Source organism: Streptomyces sp. NPDC028907, assembly GCF_055564995.1.
On the sequence record NZ_JBVHVE010000005.1, the window covers coordinates 445978 to 463461 of the forward strand.

Consider the following 17484-nt stretch of genomic DNA (forward strand, 5'->3'; position numbering starts at 1 on the left):
GCGCCGGTTCACGGGCCCGCCCCGAAAGTAGGGGGAGGCGGTCGGCCGGGTCTTGACTCCCGCCGCACGGGATTGTTGACTCTGCGCGCACACGGATCTCCGTGGTCCGTGCGGCATCGGCAGCGAGGTAGGACCGCATGAGTCTGGAATTCTCCACAGCGACGGTCGATGACCCCTCACAGCTGTCGTACTGGCGCCAGGTGGTCAGCGAGGCGTTCGTCCCTTACGACGTCACAGCGCCGCGGCACCGCACCGGGGGCTTCCAAGGGAGGGTCAGCGCTCACGCGATCGCCGGCATGCAGGTGGCCACGGTTGACGCCGATCCGCACACGGTGTTCAGGACGCCGTCACTGATACGCCGGTCGCCACAGGACGACTTCCTCGTCAACCTGGCCGTCCGTGGCTCGGTCATCGTGACCCAGGACGAGCGCGACGCGGTCCTGCAGCCGGGCGAGTTCACCCTCTACGACAGCGCCCGGCCGTGCCGGATCACTGGTCCCGATCGGTTCGGGTTGGTATCGCTGAGGATCCCCCGGGCCCTGTTCACTGCATACTGCCGCCTGCCGCGGGGCGCGACGGCGACCGTCGTCCGAGGCGATCATGGTGTGGGCGCCCTGTTCTCGCCCTACCTCCGCTCCCTGACCAGGCACGCGGCGGAACTGGCGCCCGATGTCGTCCAGCAGGTCGGCATCAATGTTCTGGAGCTCCTTGGGGCCGCGCTGCCGAAGGGGCCGGCCGCCGGTGACGGCTCGGCGCTCCCTCGAGCGGCACAGTGGCTGCGGGCCAGTCAGTACATCGCGGAGCACATCGCGGACCCGCAGCTCTCGCCCACCATGGTCGCCGACGCCCTCGGTGTGTCCATCCGGTATCTGCAGGTGCTCTTCCGGGCCGAGGGCACCACACCCTCCCGGTCGATCCAGGAGCAGCGGCTCGAACGCGCCGCGCGGCTCCTCACGGACCCTCGCCATGCGGGGCGGACGATCACCGACATCGCCTTCGGTCTCGGTTTCAAAGACGCTTCCCACTTCACCAGGGCGTTCAAGAACCACTACGGAACGGGTCCACGCGCCTACCGTGACAGGCAGGCGCCCTCTGGCCCCGCTTGACAGGCGCCCAGCCCTGCGGCCCGTCGCACTCGGCTGGCGAACAGTGGTCGGAATCGCTGCGCCGCCAGGCAGGCCGGGACGGCCGGTGCGACGGTGGCGCGCCCTAAGCTTGTTCTTTACGGTCTGAGTCGGTTTCGTTCGGTGATGCTCTCGGGTCGTTTCACGGTCTTGGCCACGTCGTAGCGGGTGGCGGGCCGCCGGTTCTTCGAGCCAGGTGGCCTTCCAGGACCGGGAGTTGATGGTTTCTGTGCACGGGCCGGGCAGTGCAGGCGCGGGCGGAGGTCTCTGAACCCCCGGCGGACCCGGGCTGGGGTGAGCCGGCCGGGTTCGGCGGGCTTCTCCCACGGCCGTCGCAGGTCGGCGGCGGCCTCGCGCAGGAGGCGGATCTGGGTGTGGGCTGCGATGATCAGCCAGGTCCAGCGCTCGCCGGCTTCGGGGGTGCGCAGCTTCGGTCGGGGCCACCCGAGGGTCTGTTTCATCAGCCTGAAGAGGTGCTCGATGTCGAATCTCCTCAGGAACGCCTGCCAGCGCACGTCGGCGTCCTCGCTGTTCAGGCCGGTGGCGGACGACAAGAGCCAGAGCGGGAGGGGGTCGCCTCCGGCGGGCAGGCGGTCGATCTGGAGGCGGATCAGCGTGCCTTCGATGATGGGGAGTTCGCCGGTGTGGTCGATCCAGGCGGAGCGGGTGGTCAGGCGGGGGTGGATGCGGTCCCAGGCCATCGCGCGGGCGGTTCCGTACGGGTCGGTGACGTGCACGGTTGCCGCGTCCGGGTCGCCCCAGGTGTCCGGCTTGGCGAAGCGGAATTCCTTGCCGTGCTTGGGCGGCCGCCCGCCCTGCGGATAGGCCAGGGCGTACTCCTTGAGCGTGGGTGTCCGCCGTCCCAGCGGCCCATCTCGATCAGGTCCTCGACCACGCTGCGGAGTTGGGTGGCGGTGATCTCGGCGACGTCGTCCTCGGGCCCGAGACGGAGGCGTCTAGGAGCTGGCACCAGGACGTCCGGCCTGATTCGAGGGCGGCGACGAAGGAGTAGGGCCAGCCGGGGATGAACTGGTCCGAGGGGCGTCCGCTGCGGCCGTAGACGTGGGAACTGGGCGCTGTGTTCCATGCGTTGCAGCTGCGGCGCTGCCTCTTGGTGCACGAACTGGGCCTGCTGGCGGAACCGGTCGAACTGGGCTTCGTTGACGGCGTGCCGGGCGGTGTCGTCGGCCATGGCCTTCGAGGCGATGGCCGGACGGCGCAGGTAGTCGGTGGTCACCACGGCCGCGACCGCGTCGTCGGTGGCCAGGTCGTGGATCGGGTTCAATGCCCCGATCTGTACCCTGGATCTCCTGCTGCCGGTCATCGACTTCGGTCAGCAGAATGCCTTCGCACCCACCGGCGTTTACCAGTGGTTGTCCTACCTACTGATCGCCGTCGGTTGGGTTCTCGCCACGACCATCGCTGCCAGGATCACACGCACCCTCAGCCGCCAATAGCGCCTGCAGCGGATCGGGATGACGCCGTCGGCTTCCCTGCCCCTCGGCGTATCACGCTGATCACGGCTCGCCGGCGGCACTCCGCGCTACCCATGACCAAAGAGGATGAATCTGGATGAATAACTAGATAGCGCTCAAACCGCCCGACATGGCGAAACCCTCTGCCCGTCTCACCGAGGTGTGGCCGAATCCCCGGTTGCCCGTCGTTGGCCGGGCCACATGTCGTCATACGCGGCGTCCATGAACTGCGCCTGCGGCCCGCGCAGCGCAGAGGAGTCGGCTATCTCGCCCCGGACTGCCTGCACCAGGCAAAACGCGTAACGATAGGCAGAGCCTCGCAGGGGCTCGCTTCTGGCCGCCAGGTCGATCTCCGCCTGCGCGAGCCACAGGTCATCGACGAGTCGGTCGAGCACCGCATCGTCTGCCGTGCCATCACTGACCGGGTGCGTGAGGGCCGCCTTCTCCACCTGCGACGCGATGCCGAGGAACTTCAGGACCGCGTTCTTCAACTCCGCGCGGTGCGCGGCTGATTCCTGCACTTCGAGCTGCCGGGTACTCGCCCGCGACACGAGGTACTGGCCAAAGATCGACCCGCCAGCGCCGAGTGCGACACCGGCCAGAGACAACAATGCCGGCCCCAAGGTTCCCCAAGATCCCATAGCGGGAGTCTCTCAACTCCCCCCGATCGTCGTCCCCATGGGGACTCGTGGCCCTGAGGGTGAGGAATTCCGTGACCGTCGACACGTGGTGGGTCCTTCGACGTCGCCGCGCGCCGGGACCTCCACATCTACATGAAGAGCAGCGGCCCCTACCACCGGGGCAACTCCGGGGCGTCCGGCTTCGACTACTGTGCCGCGTTCATCTACACCGTCCTCCCCACGAGGACTCCCGGCGCCGCGCTGTTCGGCTCCACGCATAGGCAGAGTGGCTCGGTCAGCGTTCCGTGGCTCCACTTGTCAGCCGCCGCCGGCCCCACCTGCCGACCTGCGCTTTGCGTACGCCGTGCGGCCAAGTTCGGCTGTCGATCACGGCGTCCGAGATCGACAAGTGGGGCCGCTTCTCGGTGTCGAAGCCAGGCAGAGCACGGTTCCGACAGCGAACCAGCCTCGATCGTGGGCGTCGACGAGCCGGAAGGGGTAGGAGACCTGGTCCCCGACGGTGCCGGCTCGCCGCCTCCGTCGGGGACCAGGTGGTGCGCAGGCTCGGGTGCGCCTGGTGGTCTTGTACGTGGCAGCCAGCAACGTTTGCCGACGGTTGGGGTAGCACTTAGCGATCAAGCCGTCCGGAAACGTCGATGAGAACTGGCAACGGTCCCGGGGCGCTGACCGCTCCTGAACCCGCGCGCTCCGAAGTCATGATCCACCTCGCCATGACCCGATCTGGTGGCCCGCCGCCTCACCGGCGCAGCCGCCATCTCGTTGCGCGACGAGATGCAGTGCTCAAGTGAAGTCGGGGGCGTGATCGTGCGCCCATTGACGGAAGGTGCGAGCTGGGGTTCCTGTTATCTGATCAAGTGTGACGTAGGCGTCGTCGTCCGGTGCGCTCGTGTCATGGGGTTCATCTGCGATGCCTTCGACGCCGTCGTAGCTTTCGAAGCCGAACAGGAAGTCTGCGTTCGCGGCCGCGAAGCCCCCTTGGGCTCGGTAGAAGCCGCGGGCTTGTTCGGCGGAGACCTCATCGAGCGTGATCTGTTCTCCGATCGCTTCTGCGATCACTGCAACCTGTTCGCGCTTGGTGAGACTGTCCGGTCCGATGATCGTGTCGATCCGTCCGCGGCGGCGTGGGTCGAGCAGGTTGGCCAGGACGACGTCGGCAATGTCGGCCTCATGGATGGGGTGCCCGATCTGATCGGGAAAGGGCTCCACAGCTCGGCGATCTGTCTTGATTGCCGGCCCCCATATGAGGAGTGAGTTTGCCGCGAACTCACCGGGACGCACGATGCTCCAGCCCAGCCCCGAGCCCATGACGGCCTGCTCGACGACCGCGTTGTGCGTGGTGTCGTAGCCGGCTGTCACGGCGGCGGAGGAGACCACGGCCACGTGCTTGATGCCCGCCTGCTTTGCGCGAGAGACGACCGCCTCAACGGTCTCGGGGACCGCGATCAGGACGAGTTGCGCGGCACCGTCGAATGCGTGCCTCAGCGTGGAGGGGGCGTCCAGGTCGCCGAAGACAACGTCCGCACCATCCGGGAGTGAGGCACGTTGCGGGTGCCGCGACATTCCGCGCACCGTGTGACCGGCGTCAAGTAGTCCTGCGACGACCAGGCGGCCGACCGCCCCGGTTGCCCCGGTGACAGTAATGGGAGAGGTGTTCTCTAAATGAGACATATATTCTCACTATAAGACGTCGACGTATCATGACGCAATGGATCTCTCCCCTCAACGCGCCCGCACCCGTCAGGCGATCCTCGATGCCGCAGCGACGCAGTGGTCTCGCGATCCCACCGTCGGCCTGGGTGACATCGCCGCTGCCGCCGGCGTGGGGCGAGCAACCATTCACCGGTACTTCTCCGACCGTCAGGTCCTTCACACGGCACTCATCACCGACTCGTGGATGACGCTGCAAACCGCGATCAAGCAGGCTGGCCCCGTCACAGACTCGGCGCTCGAGGTGATCCAACGGATTATCACCGCGATGGTGCACGCTGGTGATCGGGTGAGCTTCTTGTTCACCACCACCGAAGGCACGCCTTCTGAGGCTGACGCCGGTATCGCACGAGAGGTCGACGAGCTGATCCTCGCCGAGATCGAGCGAGGCCAGCGTGAAGGGGCACTCGACTCGGCAGTTCCCGCGAGGTGGATCGAACTGATGATCTGGAGCACCGTCTACACGGGCATGCAAGCCGCCGCCGACGGACTCGTGCCACGGCACGGCGTGAACGAACTGATACGCCGAACTCTTCGCCGAGTGGTAAATCCGTCCTGAAGCCTGGCCGGTGCGTCCTCCAGAGGAGGGGCCGGCATGACCGGCCATGCCCGGAAGCAGCGGCCGACGGGACTGACGGGACTGTATTTGCGGGGCCGGTCACTGGCGGGCGGGGCCCGGGGGCTGGGCACGGTACCTCGAACCGCGTCGGTGTTCAGTCCCGGGATGAACCCAGGTCAGGCAGCCCTCCTCGGGGTATCACGGGACTGACGGGACTCACCCTGTCAGTTGTAACCATGGGCGCGTGCGTATGCGTGCGTGCAACAAGCTGGCCCCGGAGGGCGGAGCGGTGTAAGGGAATGCCGACAAGGCGTTCGGCAAACGCCTGCGTGCTCCTGGCGAGGCGGTCCCCGGGGAGCCGCTGACCGCCTGGCCGGATGCCGGCCTGGAGTGCAGTGGCTGCTGACGCCACTGGAAGTCGGCGGCACGTTCCACTGGGTGTTCGCTGTCGCGGACGGCGGTCTGTCCACCCCGGCCGTGTACGCCGAGTTCAACCGCCTCACCGAGGGCGTCACCGTAAGCCCGAGCCGTCGCCCGCCTTCCTCGAAGCCCGACGATCGCCGAGGCACTGCTCGCCTCCGGCACCTTTCGTACGGCGCGAGTGGCGGCCTCGCCGGCACAGGGGGCCGCGGTCGTGCAGTAGGTACCGCAGCGGTATGCACGTACGGAGAATCGGCGGTCTTGGCCTCAGGCAGTCGTCGCGATGGCGGATGCCCTTTCAGGCAATCGCTCCCGAACCAGCAGTGACTCCCCGACGGCCACAAGGTTCTGATGCCGTCGGGGAGTTCTTCGCCCGACCCACCGGGTGGACGTCAGCGCCGTGGGCGGCCGGGCCGCCGATCTACCGGCGGGGCCGGGGCGTCATTTGATGGGGCTGAAGAGTGCTATCGCGAGCACCAAGGTGAGCACATTCCTGGGAGTGAAGATTTGGAGTTTGTCCAGCATGCTCTTGTGCCGGCGCATGAGTTCCTGGGTGAGCTGGTCGTTCGGGTTGTTGACCTCCCGGTTGGCGATCTCGGACATGGGGTCCCAGCTGTTCTCGAGGTCCAGGATGTGCCCCTCCGGAAGCGCCGCCTCGGTGGTGTAGGTGTTGCGGAACAGGTTCTCGATCGGGCGGAACCGGGCGGCCTCGGAGATCGCCTGGATGAGAACGATCAGGCCGCGGGCCTGCTGGGCTGCGCTGGACCCGCTCCTGGACAAGTCGCGGACCGCCTGCCGGGCCGAGTTGGGAGAGAGCGGGATGTTCGCGCGGTCGCCGGCCCGGCGCTCCAGATCGATGTAGCTGCCGTTGAAGGGGGTGTCGCGCGCCGTGACGTCCGTACCGAGGGGGGGAGTGCCGGCCTCGAGCCGGTTGTAGATGTTCTCGTTCTGGTTGAGCCAGCCGACGACGAACAGGTCGCTGGCGCGGATGAGCACCCGGATCTGGCTCGGGGTGCTCGTTCCCTCGTCCTGCACACTGATGTTGACGCTGAAGAATTCGTTGCTGGCCTCGGGACGCGTGCGGTGCGTGTTGTCGTGCAGGAAGGTGCTGCTCGACGCGCGCTGCCGTACGGCGTTGAGCATGCTGGTGTAGCGGGACGCGCCGGCGTTTCCGTTGCCGATGTCCCAGGCGACCTCCTCGAGGAATTTGGTTTCCCCTGGTGACGACGTGGCGCGGGGTGCCACATCGTCGCCGGCCGCACTGGCCTTCTCCTGGAACTGCGGGGCCACCAGGGCGGCGCCGCCCAGCAGCGTGGCGACGGCGAGGAATAGCACCAGGAACTTCCCTGTGAACCATCGGGAACCGCGCCTGTGCCCGCGGCTGCCCGCCCTCGGCGGCGGGGCTGGATCGGAGACCGAGTGCATGTGCGTGTGCCCTTTCTCTGCCGGCGTACCGTCCTGCCCCAGCGGATCCGTGGATCGCATGGTTCGGGGGGAGTGCTTCCGGGTGCACGCCGACATGTCGTCCGCATGCCGCCCCGAATGGCCCAGGCAGGAGGTTTCTGGGCGTCTCAGTTTTCACTCGGGCAACTGACTTCACCAGAGTCAAACATCCCGACCAATGAGCAACGAGAAGAGTTCGGGATGCACGCATCGGTCCGGTTCGCAGGGCCGAGGGCTGCGGCCTGGTAGATCAGTTCTGGTGCCTTGGAGCGGAGGATGAATCCGGCGCCACGCAGACGGTTCCTCAATTCCCGAGCACCCAACGGAGTTCCCTCACCGACAGCCGGATCTTCTGTCCTGCCGGAAACTCCGTTGCCGCGTCCCGGCCTTCGCGGCGCATTACCCGAAGTGACGAACTCCGCAACATCCACCAGGGGATATTTGCCTGGAATCCACCACCGGTAAGCACCTGAACTGCAGAAACGGGGTAAGTCACCGGCCTTGCGGGTCACTCATACTATTTTGGCGGACTCACGCGAGGCGCCCCGCGCCCGCACTCCGGGCCGATTCCTGGCCCGACTCGACGACAACGCCTGGACATCGCGACCGACACCTGGCTGAACCATCTTGGCCGTCAGTGGCGACGCGCCAGTCGGCGGCCGGACGACCTGTGACCGGGTCGAGGACGCGCCCATTCGGGGCCTGCCACGCGGGCGGGATCTCATCGGGCCGTCGCGCGGGGGCCAGCACAGGGCAGCCGTCTCGGACGACCACCACGGCTTTGCTCCGGTGTTCCGCGAGCCGCTCCAGCGCCTCTCGGAGGGACCAGGTCTCCCCGGTGCGGTGGACGAGGCCGTGGTCGGCGAGGCGTTGCGGGGTCCGGTAGGTGGTCGCGCGGGAGACCGAGGAGGTACCGACGAGCTCGCTGGCCGTCCGGTCGGGCGCTGGTGCAGCGCGCTGATGAGCATCAGGGCGGCACTGCCGAGGCCGTGTCGGGCGAAGGCGTCGTGGCCCATGAGTCGGAAAACGCCTGCTCAGATGGTTGATCGGTACGCAGGCTGAGAGATCGCTACCGCACCTGACCCGCGTTCCGCCTCGCGGACCGGGCTGCCGCGATGTTGCGCGAAGGATTGACACCTTCTGTTCGACTGCGTAGATATGACTGCGCAGTCATGACAGCGCAGTCATACGTGACGGTCAGCTGACATCGGATGGCGGAACGTGACGGGCTAGGATCTCAGCCGCCGGACATCGGGAGACACGAATGACGCGAGTGGGAGGACGGGGCGGTAGCCCTGCGGCGCCGCGGAGCGTGGACGTGGCCCGGTCGGCCGGCGTCTCGCAGAAGACGGTGTCGCGGGTCCTCAACGGTGAGCGGTACGTGTCCGCCGAGGTGCGTCGGCGCGTTCTCGACGCCGCCGAGCAACTCGGCTACCGCATGAACAGCGCGGCCCGGGCACTGGCGTCGGGGCGTTCCCGCACCATCGGGGTGGTCACCCTGGGGACCGCCTTGTACGGACCTGCCTCACTGCTCATCCGAATCGAGCGGGCCGCCCGGGACGCGGGTTATGCCCTGCGGGTGTCGAACACGGTGGAAGGTGACCCGGGGGGCGTCTCCGGCGCCGTGGCGTCGTTGCTCGAGCAGGGTGTGGACGGAATCGTCGTGTCGGAACCGATCGACGAGGGAGACGAGGGATCAGTCTCGCTCAGCGTCGACGTACCGGTCCTCGTCCTCGGCGCGCCCGGGACTTTCGGTGGCTCCCGGACCGTGGTCGCGGGAGTCGGTGCCGAGTCGCTGGCGCGGGAGGCCACCGAACACCTTCTGGATCTCGGACATGTGACGGTCCATCATCTCGCCGGACCACAGCGGTGGTTCGCGGCCCGGGACCGCATCGAGGGCTGGCGGGCGGCGCTGTCGGCACGGGGCAGGGAACAGCCGCCCGTCGTCGAGGGCGACTGGTCCGCCGCGTCCGGCTACGCGGCGGGTCGCCAGTTCGCCTCCACCGGTGACGTCACGGCGGTGTTCGCCGCCAACGACGACATGGCCATCGGTCTGATCCGCGCTCTGACGGAAGCCGGCCTGCGTGTGCCGGACGACGTGAGCGTCGTCGGCTTCGACGACACCCCCGTCTCGGCCTACGTCACTCCACCACTGACCACGGTGCGCCAGCCGTTCGACGCCGTGGCCCAGGAAGGGCTCAGGCTCCTCGTGCAGGCCATCGAGAAACCGGACGCGGATCCGGCACCGGCGAGTGATCCGCCGGTCGAACTCGTCGTCCGCTCCTCGACCGCACCCCCACCGGCCCGGAAGACCCCGGGACGCGGGCAACGCGTGGCCTCCCGCTCGAACGACTCGGCACACGCACCCCCGGCCGAACACGGACCGTGCACCACCGACTGATCAACGTTCATCGGCCCGAGCGTCACCCGTTCATGGCCGGGCGGTGAGCCCGCCGGCGCTCACCGCTCCTCGAAGACCCTCCACGACCGTGGACTTCCGCTGTAGGGCACGCGACGCGCGGGCCCGCCACAGCCCGCGCGACGCACACCCGAACACGGCGACCCCGATGCCCTGGTAGCGACGTCCGTGCCTCGCCCCTCCTCACACCTCATCCTTCCCACCCGTGCGACACGCCCACGTCAGGCGTGCCGTGCCCATGCCCATCGGCGGGAGTTCAACCATGCCCAGATCCTTCGTACCCACGTCCTCCATGAGCCGTCGGCGGTTCCTCGCCGCGACCGGAGCGGTCTCCCTCGGTGCCGCACTCGCCGCGTGCAGTGGCGACAGCGACTCCGGCGGCTCCTCCGCCGCCACCGAGCCGGTCAGCCAGGCGGACATCGACAAGGCGATGAAGACGCCGACCCAGCTCACCTTCTGGACCTGGGCCCCGGACATCCAGCAGGAAGTCGCGCTCTTCGAGCAGAAGTACCCCGCGATCAAGGTCAAGGTCGTCAACGCCGGTCAGGGCGTCGCGCACTACACGAAGCTGCGCACCGCCCTCAAGGCCGGCACCGGCGCGCCCGACATGGCGCAGATCGAGTACCAGGCCATCCCCACCTTCACGATCACGGACAGCCTGCTGAACCTGAGCCCGTACGGCGCCACGGCGCTGAAGGACCGGTTCGTCGACTGGACGTGGGGACAGGTCAGCGGACCCGGCGGCGAAGTCTGGGCGATCCCCCAGGACACCGGCCCGATGGGCATGCTGTACCGCAAGGACATCTTCGACAAGCACGGCATCCAAGTGCCGAAGACCTGGGACGAGTTCGCGGCCGCGGCCCGAAAGCTCCACAAGGCCGACCCGGACGTCTACCTCACCAACCTCGCGGCGAACGAGCACGCCGCCTGGCACGGACTGCTCTGGCAGGCGGGCGCGAAGCCGTACGCCACCTCCGGCAAGAGCGACCTGACCATCAGCGTCGACGACGCGGTCTCCAAGAAGCTCGCCGGCTACTGGGGCGGGCTCGCGAAGGAAGGCGTCATCAGTACCGACCCGGACTTCACAGACGGCTGGTACGCCGGGTTCAACAAGGGCAAGTACGCCACCTGGCTCACCGCCGCCTGGGGCCCGGCGTTCCTCTCCGGGTCCGCCAAGCCCACCGCGGGCAAGTGGCGGGCGGCGCCGCTGCCGCAGTGGGACGCCGCCAAGCCGGTCTCGGGCAACTGGGGCGGCTCCACGACCGCGGTCATCCGCTCCACCAAGAACCCGATCGCGGCAGCCCAGTTCGCCCAGTTCCTCAACAGCGACCCGGCGAGCGCCAAGATGTTCGCCACCAAGCAGTTCTTCTTCCCGGCGACCAAGGCCCTGCTCGCGGACGAGAGCTTCACCGGGGATGCCCCCGCCTTCTACGGCGGCCAGAAGGTCAACCAGGTCTTCGCCGACATCAGCGACACGGTCCCGACCACGTTCCAGTGGCCGCCGTTCCTGGACCAGGCGGCGAAGGACTGGACCGAGACCGTCGGCAAGTCCCTCGCCGACCGGGCCGACACCGTCGCAGCCCTCGGCGCCTGGCAGTCACGGTTGACGACGTACGCCAAGAACCAGGGCTTCACGGTCAAGGGGGCCTGACATGGCAGCCACCGCCGCCGCCCCTGCCCGGAAACCACGCCGAGCCGGACCGCGCCGCCGGCTCGGCGGTCCGGGCCCCCTGTTCGTGGCCCCGTTCCTGGTCCTCTTCCTCCTGCTGTTCCTCGCGCCGCTCGGCTACGCCGCCTACCTCAGTCTCTTCCAGCAACGCCTCATCGGCGGCACGGTCTTCGTCGGCCTGGACAACTACGTCACCGCCCTCAAGGACCCCCTCCTCCTGCACGGCATCGGTCGCGTGGCCCTGTTCTTCGTGATCCAGGTCCCGCTGATGCTGCTGCTGGCCCTGGCGTTCGCCCTCGCCCTCGACAGTGGTCTGCTGCGGCTGGCGCGCGTGATCCGGCTGGGCATCTTCGTGCCGTACGCGGTCCCGAGCGTGGTCGCCGCGCTCATGTGGGGCTACCTCTACGGCCCCGACTTCGGCCCGTTCGCCCAGGTGAGCCGGGAACTGGACATCCCGGCCCCGGCCTTCCTCAGCGAGAGCTGGATGCTCGGCAGCCTGGCGAACATCGTGACCTGGGAATTCGTCGGCTACAACATGATCATCCTGTACGCCGCCCTGCGCACCATCCCGCAGGACCTCTACGAGGCGGCGGCGATGGACGGGGCCGGCGCCTGGCGCATCGCCCGGTCGATCAAGCTGCCCGCGCTGCGGCCGGCGCTCCTGCTGACCCTGCTCTTCTCGGTGATCGGCAGCTTCCAGCTGTTCAACGAACCGAATCTGCTGATGAAGATCGCCCCGGACGTCATCAGCAGCTCCTACACCGCCAACCTCTACTCCTACTCCCTCGCCTTCACCGGCAACCAGCTCAACTACGCGGCCACGGTCTCCTTCCTCCTCGGACTGGTCATCGTCATCGCCTCCTACGTCGTCCTGCTCACCACGAACCGCAGGAGGGCCGCATGACGACCACCTTGCAGTCGCCGGCGACCGCGGCGGCCCCCACCGCGCCCAGGCGGCGCCGGCCCGCTCCCCGCCGCCGCAGCACCCCGCTGACGATCGCCATGCTGGCGGCCCTTGCCTACTTCCTCCTCCCGCTGTTCTGGCTGCTGGTCGCCTCGACCAAGGGCACCCAGGACCTGATCAACAGCTTCGGCCTGTGGTTCTCCGACGCCCCGCAGCTCCTGGCGAACATCAAAGCCACCTTCACCCAGGACGACGGCGTCTTCGTCCACTGGCTGCTCAACACCGCCGCGTACGCGGGCGTCAGCGCGGTCGGTGCCGCCCTGCTCGCGGCCGCCGCCGGATACGGGTTCGCCAAGTTCCGCTTCCGCGGCGACCGCGCCGCGTTCAACCTGGTCCTCGGCGCCATCATGGTCCCGGCCACCGCCCTGGCGATCCCGACCTATCTGCTGTTCGCCAAGGTCGGCCTGGTCAACACCCCCTGGGCGATCATCCTGCCCTCTCTAGTCAACCCCTTCGGCCTCTACCTCATGCGTATCTACGCGGCCGACGCCATCCCGGACAGCCTCCTGGAGGCCGCCCGCATCGACGGCGCGGGGGAGGCGCGGATCTTCTTCCGGATCGCGCTCAGGCTGCTGTCCCCCGGCCTGGTCACCGTCCTGTTGTTCACGCTCGTCGCGACCTGGAACAACTACTTCCTGCCGCTGATCATGCTCAACGACCCGCAGCTGTATCCGATCACGGTCGGCCTCTCCTCCTGGGCCGCGCAGGCACAGAACGGAGGAGGCGGCGCCAGCAGCGACATGCTGCCACTCGTCGTGACCGGCTCCCTGCTCTCCATCGTGCCGCTCGTCATCGCCTTCCTCCTGCTCCAGCGCTACTGGCAGAGCGGGCTGGCCACCGGCGGCGTCAAGCAGTAACCCCCTCAACTCTCCCGGAGGTTCCTTTCATGGCGGATCTACCCGCCCGCGTCCTGTTCGGGGCCGCGTATTACCACGAGTACATGCCTGCGTACGACCCCGAATCGCGGTCCGACGAACGGCTGAAGACCGACCTCGACCTGATGGCCGAGGCGAACTTCACCGTGATCCGGGTGGGCGAGTCGGTGTGGTCGACCTGGGAGCCGGAGAACGGCCGGTTCGACCTCGACTGGCTGCAGCCGGTGCTCGACGGCGCCCACGAACGCGGTATCTCCGTCATCCTCGGCACACCGACGTACGCCGTACCGCCGTGGCTGGCCCGCCAGTACCCGGAGATCACCGGCGAGTACGCCACCGGGAAGCGCATCGGCTGGGGCGGCCGCCAGGAGGCCGACTTCACCCACCCCGCCTTCCGCTTCCACGCCGAGCGCGTCATCCGCAAGATCGTCGCCCGGTACGCCGACCACCCGGCGATCATCGGCTGGCAGGTCGACAACGAACCGGGACTGCACCTCTTCCACAACCAGGGCGTCTTCCAGCGCTTCGTCGACCACCTGCGCGACAAGTACGGGGACGTCGAGACCCTCAACCGGGAGTGGGGCCTGGTCTACTGGTCCCACCGCCTGTCCACCTGGGCCGACCTGTGGACCCCGGACGGCAACCAACAGCCCCAGTACGACGTCGCCTGGCGGGAGTTCCAGGCCCGCCAGGTCACCGAGTTCATCGGCTGGCAGGCCGACATCGTCCGCGAGTACGCGCGCCCCGGCCAGTTCGTCACCACCTGCATCTCCTACACCCGCCAGGGAGTGGCGGACGACGAACTGTCCGCCGGCCTCGACATAGCCTCCGGCAACCCGTATTACGACATGCAGGACGGCCTCCTGCTCCCCGACCCCACCCCCGAGGACCACGAGCAGGTCTGGAAGACCACCGGCGTCTGGTCGATGTACCAGACCGCCGACTGGATGTTCTCCTCCCGTCAGGAGCCCTTCCTGGTCACCGAGACCAACGCGGCCTCCATCGGCTTCGCCTGGGACAACCGGCCCGGCTACGACGGCCAGTGGCGGCAGGCCGCCTGGGCACACGTGGCACGCGGCGCCCGCATGATCGAGTACTGGCAGTGGCAGACCCTGCGCTTCGGCGCCGAGACCTACTGGGGCGGCGTCCTGCCGCACAGCGGACAACCCGGTCGCGTCTACGCCGAACTCGCGCGTCTGGGAGCCGAGTTCGAGGCCGCCGGGCCACTCGTCGCCGGGATCGAGCCGGACGCCGACATCACGATGGTCTACTCGACACCCAGCAAGTGGCTGATGCAGAAGCACCCACCGCTCGCGACCCCCGACGGCGCCCCCGACCCCGCCGCCTACCACCGTATCTTCGACCCCTTCTACCGCGGCGCGTTCGACGCCGGCCGCCAGGTGCGGATCGTGCACGCCCGCCAACTGCACGACCCGAGTGGCGAGCAGGAGGGCATGACCCCGGCAGAGGCGGCCGGCCGCCACCCCGTGCTGGTCGTACCGGCGTTGTACATCGCCGCCGACGCGACCCTCGACTGGCTCACCGCCTACGCCGACGCGGGCGGCCACCTGGTCCTCGGACCGCGCACCGGATACGCCGACCACGAGGCCCGCGCCCGGCATGAAGAGGCACCCGGACGCCTCACCGAGGCCGCGGGAGTCACGTACGACGAGTTCAGCAACCTCTCGCGCGCCATCCCGGTCCGCCCCGTGTCCGGCAGCCCGCTGCAGCTGCCCCAGGAGGCGACGGCGACCCGCTGGACCGACGGCCTGACCGTCACCGACGCCGAGGTCCTCGCCGTATACGACCACCCGCACTTCGGCCGCTGGCCCGCCGTCACCACCCGCCGCCACGGCGCGGGCCGCGTCACCTGTGTCGGCACGGTCCCGGACCGGAGCCTTGCGCACGCGGTGGCCGAGTGGCTCGTGCCCTCCGCGGTCAGCGGCTGGCGTGACCTTCCGGAGACCGTCACCGCGACGACCGGCACGTCCCCCGACGGACGCCGAGTCCATGTGATCCACAACTGGAGCTGGGAGCCGGCCCGCGTCACGGCTCCGGTCGAGCTGTCCGACCTCCTGGACAGCGGTCCGATACCCGCAGGCACGGCGCTGGAGCTCCACGCCTGGGACGTACGGGTGTTCATCGCCGCAGACAGGCCGACGGCCTAGGACGAAAGCCGTCGGTACGGGGGCACCGTGATCAACCTCGAAGGAGAGGCAATGCAGAGAAGAAGACTGGGCAAGGCACTGGGAACCTTCGTCGCGGCATCCGCGCTGGTGGCGATACCCATGGGCGGTGCGCAGGCATACAACCCGACAGGTGGGATCCTCTACCAGCTCGGCAACGAGCCGTGCCTGAAGGGAAGAGGCAACTGCGCGATCTACCCGAAGTCGACGCAGCTGCCGAGCGGACGTCTGGTCGCGTCGTTCGAGAAGGCCACGGTCGTGCCGCAGACGGGAAGCGCCGACCAGGAGACGCTCCCGATCTACAAGAGCGACGACTACGGAACGTCATGGCAGCACCTGTCGGACGTCAAGGCCCCGGCGTATCTCTCCGACGATCCCCGCTACGCGAAGTACAAGAGCAACTGGGGGAGCCCGTACCTCTACGCGCTTCCGCAGAGCGTCGGCATGCTGAAGAAGGGCACGCTGCTCCTCGCGAGCGTCGTGACGGGTGACGACGCCTACTACAACGAGCACAAGGCAGCCGACCCGAACTGGATCCCGTCCAACGACGGGGACCGCCCCGACATGGCGCTCGCCCTCTACTCCAGCACTGACGACGGTGCGACGTGGAAGGTCCTCAACATCATCGCGACAGGCGGCTGGCAGGGCGGCAGCGCGGGCGCGATCGGCAGGAACGTCGCCACGGCGAACACGTACAAGCAGGTGGATCCCCTCTGGGAGCCGTACCTGATGGTCCACGACGGCAAGCTCGTCTGCTACTACTCCGACGAGAACGACTACACCGGATTCGACCCGGTCACCGGCGTGGCGAAGGTCGATCCGGAGAACGAGACGGCTACGGATTCGCACGGCCAGATCCTCGTCCACAAGACCTGGAACGGCCGCGGCGCGCAGTGGAGCGAGCCCGTTCTCGACGTCGCGGGCCTGACCACCGACATGGGAGGCGGCAGGAAGGAGATCGGAGGAGGGCGGCCGGGCATGACGAACGTCGTCCCGACGACGGACGGCAAGTGGCTCCTGACCTACGAGTGGTGGGGCGGCGGAGAGAACACCAGGTACGTCGTCGCCGACGACCCACTGAAGTTCTACGAGGGCTCCGCGGGCAACCCCGTCACCAAACTGCCGCTCGCCGCCGGCTCCCGCCCCCTCGCGACCGGCGGCAGCCCGGTCATCATCAGGCTCCCCGATGGACGCCTGGTCTACAACGCCCACGGCAGCGGCAACGTCTGGGTCAATGAGAGCGGACGCAGCGACGGCGAGTGGAAGGAGTACCAGACGACCTCGCGCAACGGCTACAGCCGCAACCTGCAGTACGTCGAGGGCACCGGCCGCCTGTCGATACTCAACAACCAGGGCACCTCCACGCTCGCCTACGCCGAGGTCGATCTCGGTGACTCGGAGGGCGCCTACTACGAGTTGGTGAACCGAAAGACCGGCCAGGTGATCGGCACCGGGAACAAGACCAACGACGCGAACATCGGCAACGGGGACGTTCCTGACGTCGTCATGGAAGACCGTGGCTCGGCGGCGAACAAGGACACCCAGTACTGGCACGTGGTGGACGCGCCGAAGGGCGGCACGACCCTGCTGAACAAGTCGGGCGGCCGCATGGCGGGGATCTGGACGGGGAACGCGACGCCCGGCCAGCGGATCGGCCAGTGGGTCGACAACAGCGCCGCAGGAGTCTGGAACGTCGTCAGGACCGCCGATGGTTACTACAAGTTCCAGGCGGCCAAGAACACGAACCTGTACCTGACCGGTGCGTCCAAGGGCGCGCCACTGACCCTGCAGAACGCCGCCACGGACGGCTCGCAGGAGTGGCAGCTCGTCCAACAGGTGCCGAGTGCCGCGGAGCTGACCAAGAGCAAGCGGTCGAAGCACCTGGTCACGAGCAGCGTCAGGCAGAAGGCCACCGTGTCGCTGAACGTCGCCGCGTCGGATCCCGCGGGCACGGCTCTGCACGCGAACACGACAGGCCACGCCTATGCGTTCACGGCCGGCG

The 17484-nt window shown here is 68.2% G+C and carries 10 protein-coding genes and 6 pseudogenes; 10 read left to right on the plus strand and 6 right to left on the minus strand.

What is annotated here, in order from left to right; genetic code table 11:
• The first annotated feature begins 137 nt into the window (after window positions 1–137).
• Window positions 138–1106 (plus strand): AraC-like ligand-binding domain-containing protein, encoded by a 969-nt coding sequence (locus ACZ4UU_RS18040; RefSeq protein WP_468040867.1) that lies wholly within the window; start codon window positions 138–140, stop codon window positions 1104–1106.
• A gap of 116 nt (window positions 1107–1222) precedes the next feature.
• Here ACZ4UU_RS18040 and ACZ4UU_RS18045 read toward each other — a convergent pair.
• From ACZ4UU_RS18045 to ACZ4UU_RS18055, 3 pseudogenes are all read right to left on the minus strand, one after another.
• A pseudogene (locus ACZ4UU_RS18045) lies at window positions 1223–1984 on the minus strand (NF041680 family putative transposase); the annotation flags it as partial.
• Between the two features lie 2 nt (window positions 1985–1986).
• Window positions 1987–2189 (minus strand): annotated as a pseudogene (locus ACZ4UU_RS18050) (transposase); the annotation flags it as partial.
• Window positions 2190–2250: 61 nt separating this feature from the next.
• Window positions 2251–2448: pseudogene (locus tag ACZ4UU_RS18055) on the minus strand (DUF6192 family protein); the annotation flags it as partial.
• Between ACZ4UU_RS18055 and ACZ4UU_RS18060 the strand changes: the two are divergent.
• Window positions 2405–2581, plus strand: a pseudogene (locus ACZ4UU_RS18060) (membrane-associated oxidoreductase); the annotation flags it as partial. The pseudogenes ACZ4UU_RS18055 and ACZ4UU_RS18060 sit on opposite strands and share 44 nt — an antisense overlap.
• A gap of 170 nt (window positions 2582–2751) precedes the next feature.
• Here the strand turns inward: ACZ4UU_RS18060 and ACZ4UU_RS18065 are convergent.
• Together ACZ4UU_RS18065 and ACZ4UU_RS18070 are read right to left on the minus strand one after the other, a co-directional pair.
• Entirely contained in the window at window positions 2752–3240 is a 489-nt protein-coding gene (locus ACZ4UU_RS18065) for a hypothetical protein (protein ID WP_468040868.1), read from the minus strand.
• Window positions 3241–4020: 780 nt separating this feature from the next.
• The gene (locus tag ACZ4UU_RS18070; protein ID WP_468040870.1) at window positions 4021–4908 is read right to left on the minus strand and encodes an SDR family oxidoreductase; all 888 of its coding nucleotides are present in this window, start codon (window positions 4906–4908) and stop codon (window positions 4021–4023) included.
• Between the two features lie 37 nt (window positions 4909–4945).
• Here ACZ4UU_RS18070 and ACZ4UU_RS18075 point away from each other — a divergent pair, with 37 nt between their 5' ends.
• On the plus strand, window positions 4946–5506 hold the full coding sequence (locus tag ACZ4UU_RS18075; RefSeq protein ID WP_468040871.1) for a TetR/AcrR family transcriptional regulator: 561 nt from the start codon (window positions 4946–4948) through the stop codon (window positions 5504–5506).
• Window positions 5507–5908: 402 nt separating this feature from the next.
• Window positions 5909–6066: pseudogene (locus ACZ4UU_RS18080) on the plus strand (4-(cytidine 5'-diphospho)-2-C-methyl-D-erythritol kinase); the annotation flags it as partial.
• Between the two features lie 301 nt (window positions 6067–6367).
• Here ACZ4UU_RS18080 and ACZ4UU_RS18085 read toward each other — a convergent pair.
• Complete coding sequence (locus tag ACZ4UU_RS18085) at window positions 6368–7261, minus strand: ribosome-inactivating family protein (protein ID WP_468040872.1); 894 nt, start codon at window positions 7259–7261, stop codon at window positions 6368–6370.
• A 1372-nt stretch (window positions 7262–8633) separates the two neighbouring features.
• Here ACZ4UU_RS18085 and ACZ4UU_RS18090 point away from each other — a divergent pair.
• From ACZ4UU_RS18090 to ACZ4UU_RS18115, 6 genes and pseudogenes are all read left to right on the plus strand, one after another.
• Window positions 8634–9770, plus strand: a complete 1137-nt coding sequence (locus ACZ4UU_RS18090; RefSeq protein ID WP_468040873.1) for a LacI family DNA-binding transcriptional regulator — start codon at window positions 8634–8636, stop codon at window positions 9768–9770.
• A 280-nt stretch (window positions 9771–10050) separates the two neighbouring features.
• Window positions 10051–11439 carry an ABC transporter substrate-binding protein gene (locus ACZ4UU_RS18095; RefSeq protein ID WP_468040874.1) on the plus strand — a complete coding sequence of 463 codons (1389 nt, stop codon included), beginning with the start codon at window positions 10051–10053 and terminating at the stop codon, window positions 11437–11439.
• 1 nt (window position 11440) lies between these two features.
• Window positions 11441–12361: a carbohydrate ABC transporter permease gene (locus ACZ4UU_RS18100; RefSeq protein WP_468040875.1), complete on the plus strand. Its 921-nt coding sequence runs from the start codon at window positions 11441–11443 to the stop codon at window positions 12359–12361.
• On the plus strand, window positions 12358–13278 hold the full coding sequence (locus ACZ4UU_RS18105; RefSeq protein WP_468040876.1) for a carbohydrate ABC transporter permease: 921 nt from the start codon (window positions 12358–12360) through the stop codon (window positions 13276–13278). Before ACZ4UU_RS18100 ends, ACZ4UU_RS18105 begins: the two co-directional genes overlap by 4 nt.
• 29 nt (window positions 13279–13307) lie before the next feature.
• Window positions 13308–15464, plus strand: a complete 2157-nt coding sequence (locus tag ACZ4UU_RS18110) for a beta-galactosidase (protein ID WP_468040878.1) — start codon at window positions 13308–13310, stop codon at window positions 15462–15464.
• 51 nt (window positions 15465–15515) lie between these two features.
• Window positions 15516–17315, plus strand: a pseudogene (locus tag ACZ4UU_RS18115) (RICIN domain-containing protein); the annotation flags it as partial.
• Window positions 17316–17484 lie beyond the last annotated feature (169 nt).

Excerpts from the sequence above, each read along its gene's own strand:
- ACZ4UU_RS18075 (WP_468040871.1), top strand. The coding sequence starts at position 4,946 with ATGGATCTCTCCCCTCAACGCGCCCGCACCCGTCAGGCGATCCTCGAT.
- ACZ4UU_RS18105 (WP_468040876.1), top strand. The coding sequence starts at position 12,358 with ATGACGACCACCTTGCAGTCGCCGGCGACCGCGGCGGCCCCCACCGCG.
- ACZ4UU_RS18110 (WP_468040878.1), top strand. The coding sequence starts at position 13,308 with ATGGCGGATCTACCCGCCCGCGTCCTGTTCGGGGCCGCGTATTACCAC.
- ACZ4UU_RS18070 (WP_468040870.1), bottom strand. The coding sequence starts at position 4,908 with ATGTCTCATTTAGAGAACACCTCTCCCATTACTGTCACCGGGGCAACC.
- ACZ4UU_RS18100 (WP_468040875.1), top strand. The coding sequence starts at position 11,441 with ATGGCAGCCACCGCCGCCGCCCCTGCCCGGAAACCACGCCGAGCCGGA.
- ACZ4UU_RS18090 (WP_468040873.1), top strand. The coding sequence starts at position 8,634 with ATGACGCGAGTGGGAGGACGGGGCGGTAGCCCTGCGGCGCCGCGGAGC.
- ACZ4UU_RS18065 (WP_468040868.1), bottom strand. The coding sequence starts at position 3,240 with ATGGGATCTTGGGGAACCTTGGGGCCGGCATTGTTGTCTCTGGCCGGT.
- ACZ4UU_RS18040 (WP_468040867.1), top strand. The coding sequence starts at position 138 with ATGAGTCTGGAATTCTCCACAGCGACGGTCGATGACCCCTCACAGCTG.
- ACZ4UU_RS18095 (WP_468040874.1), top strand. The coding sequence starts at position 10,051 with ATGCCCAGATCCTTCGTACCCACGTCCTCCATGAGCCGTCGGCGGTTC.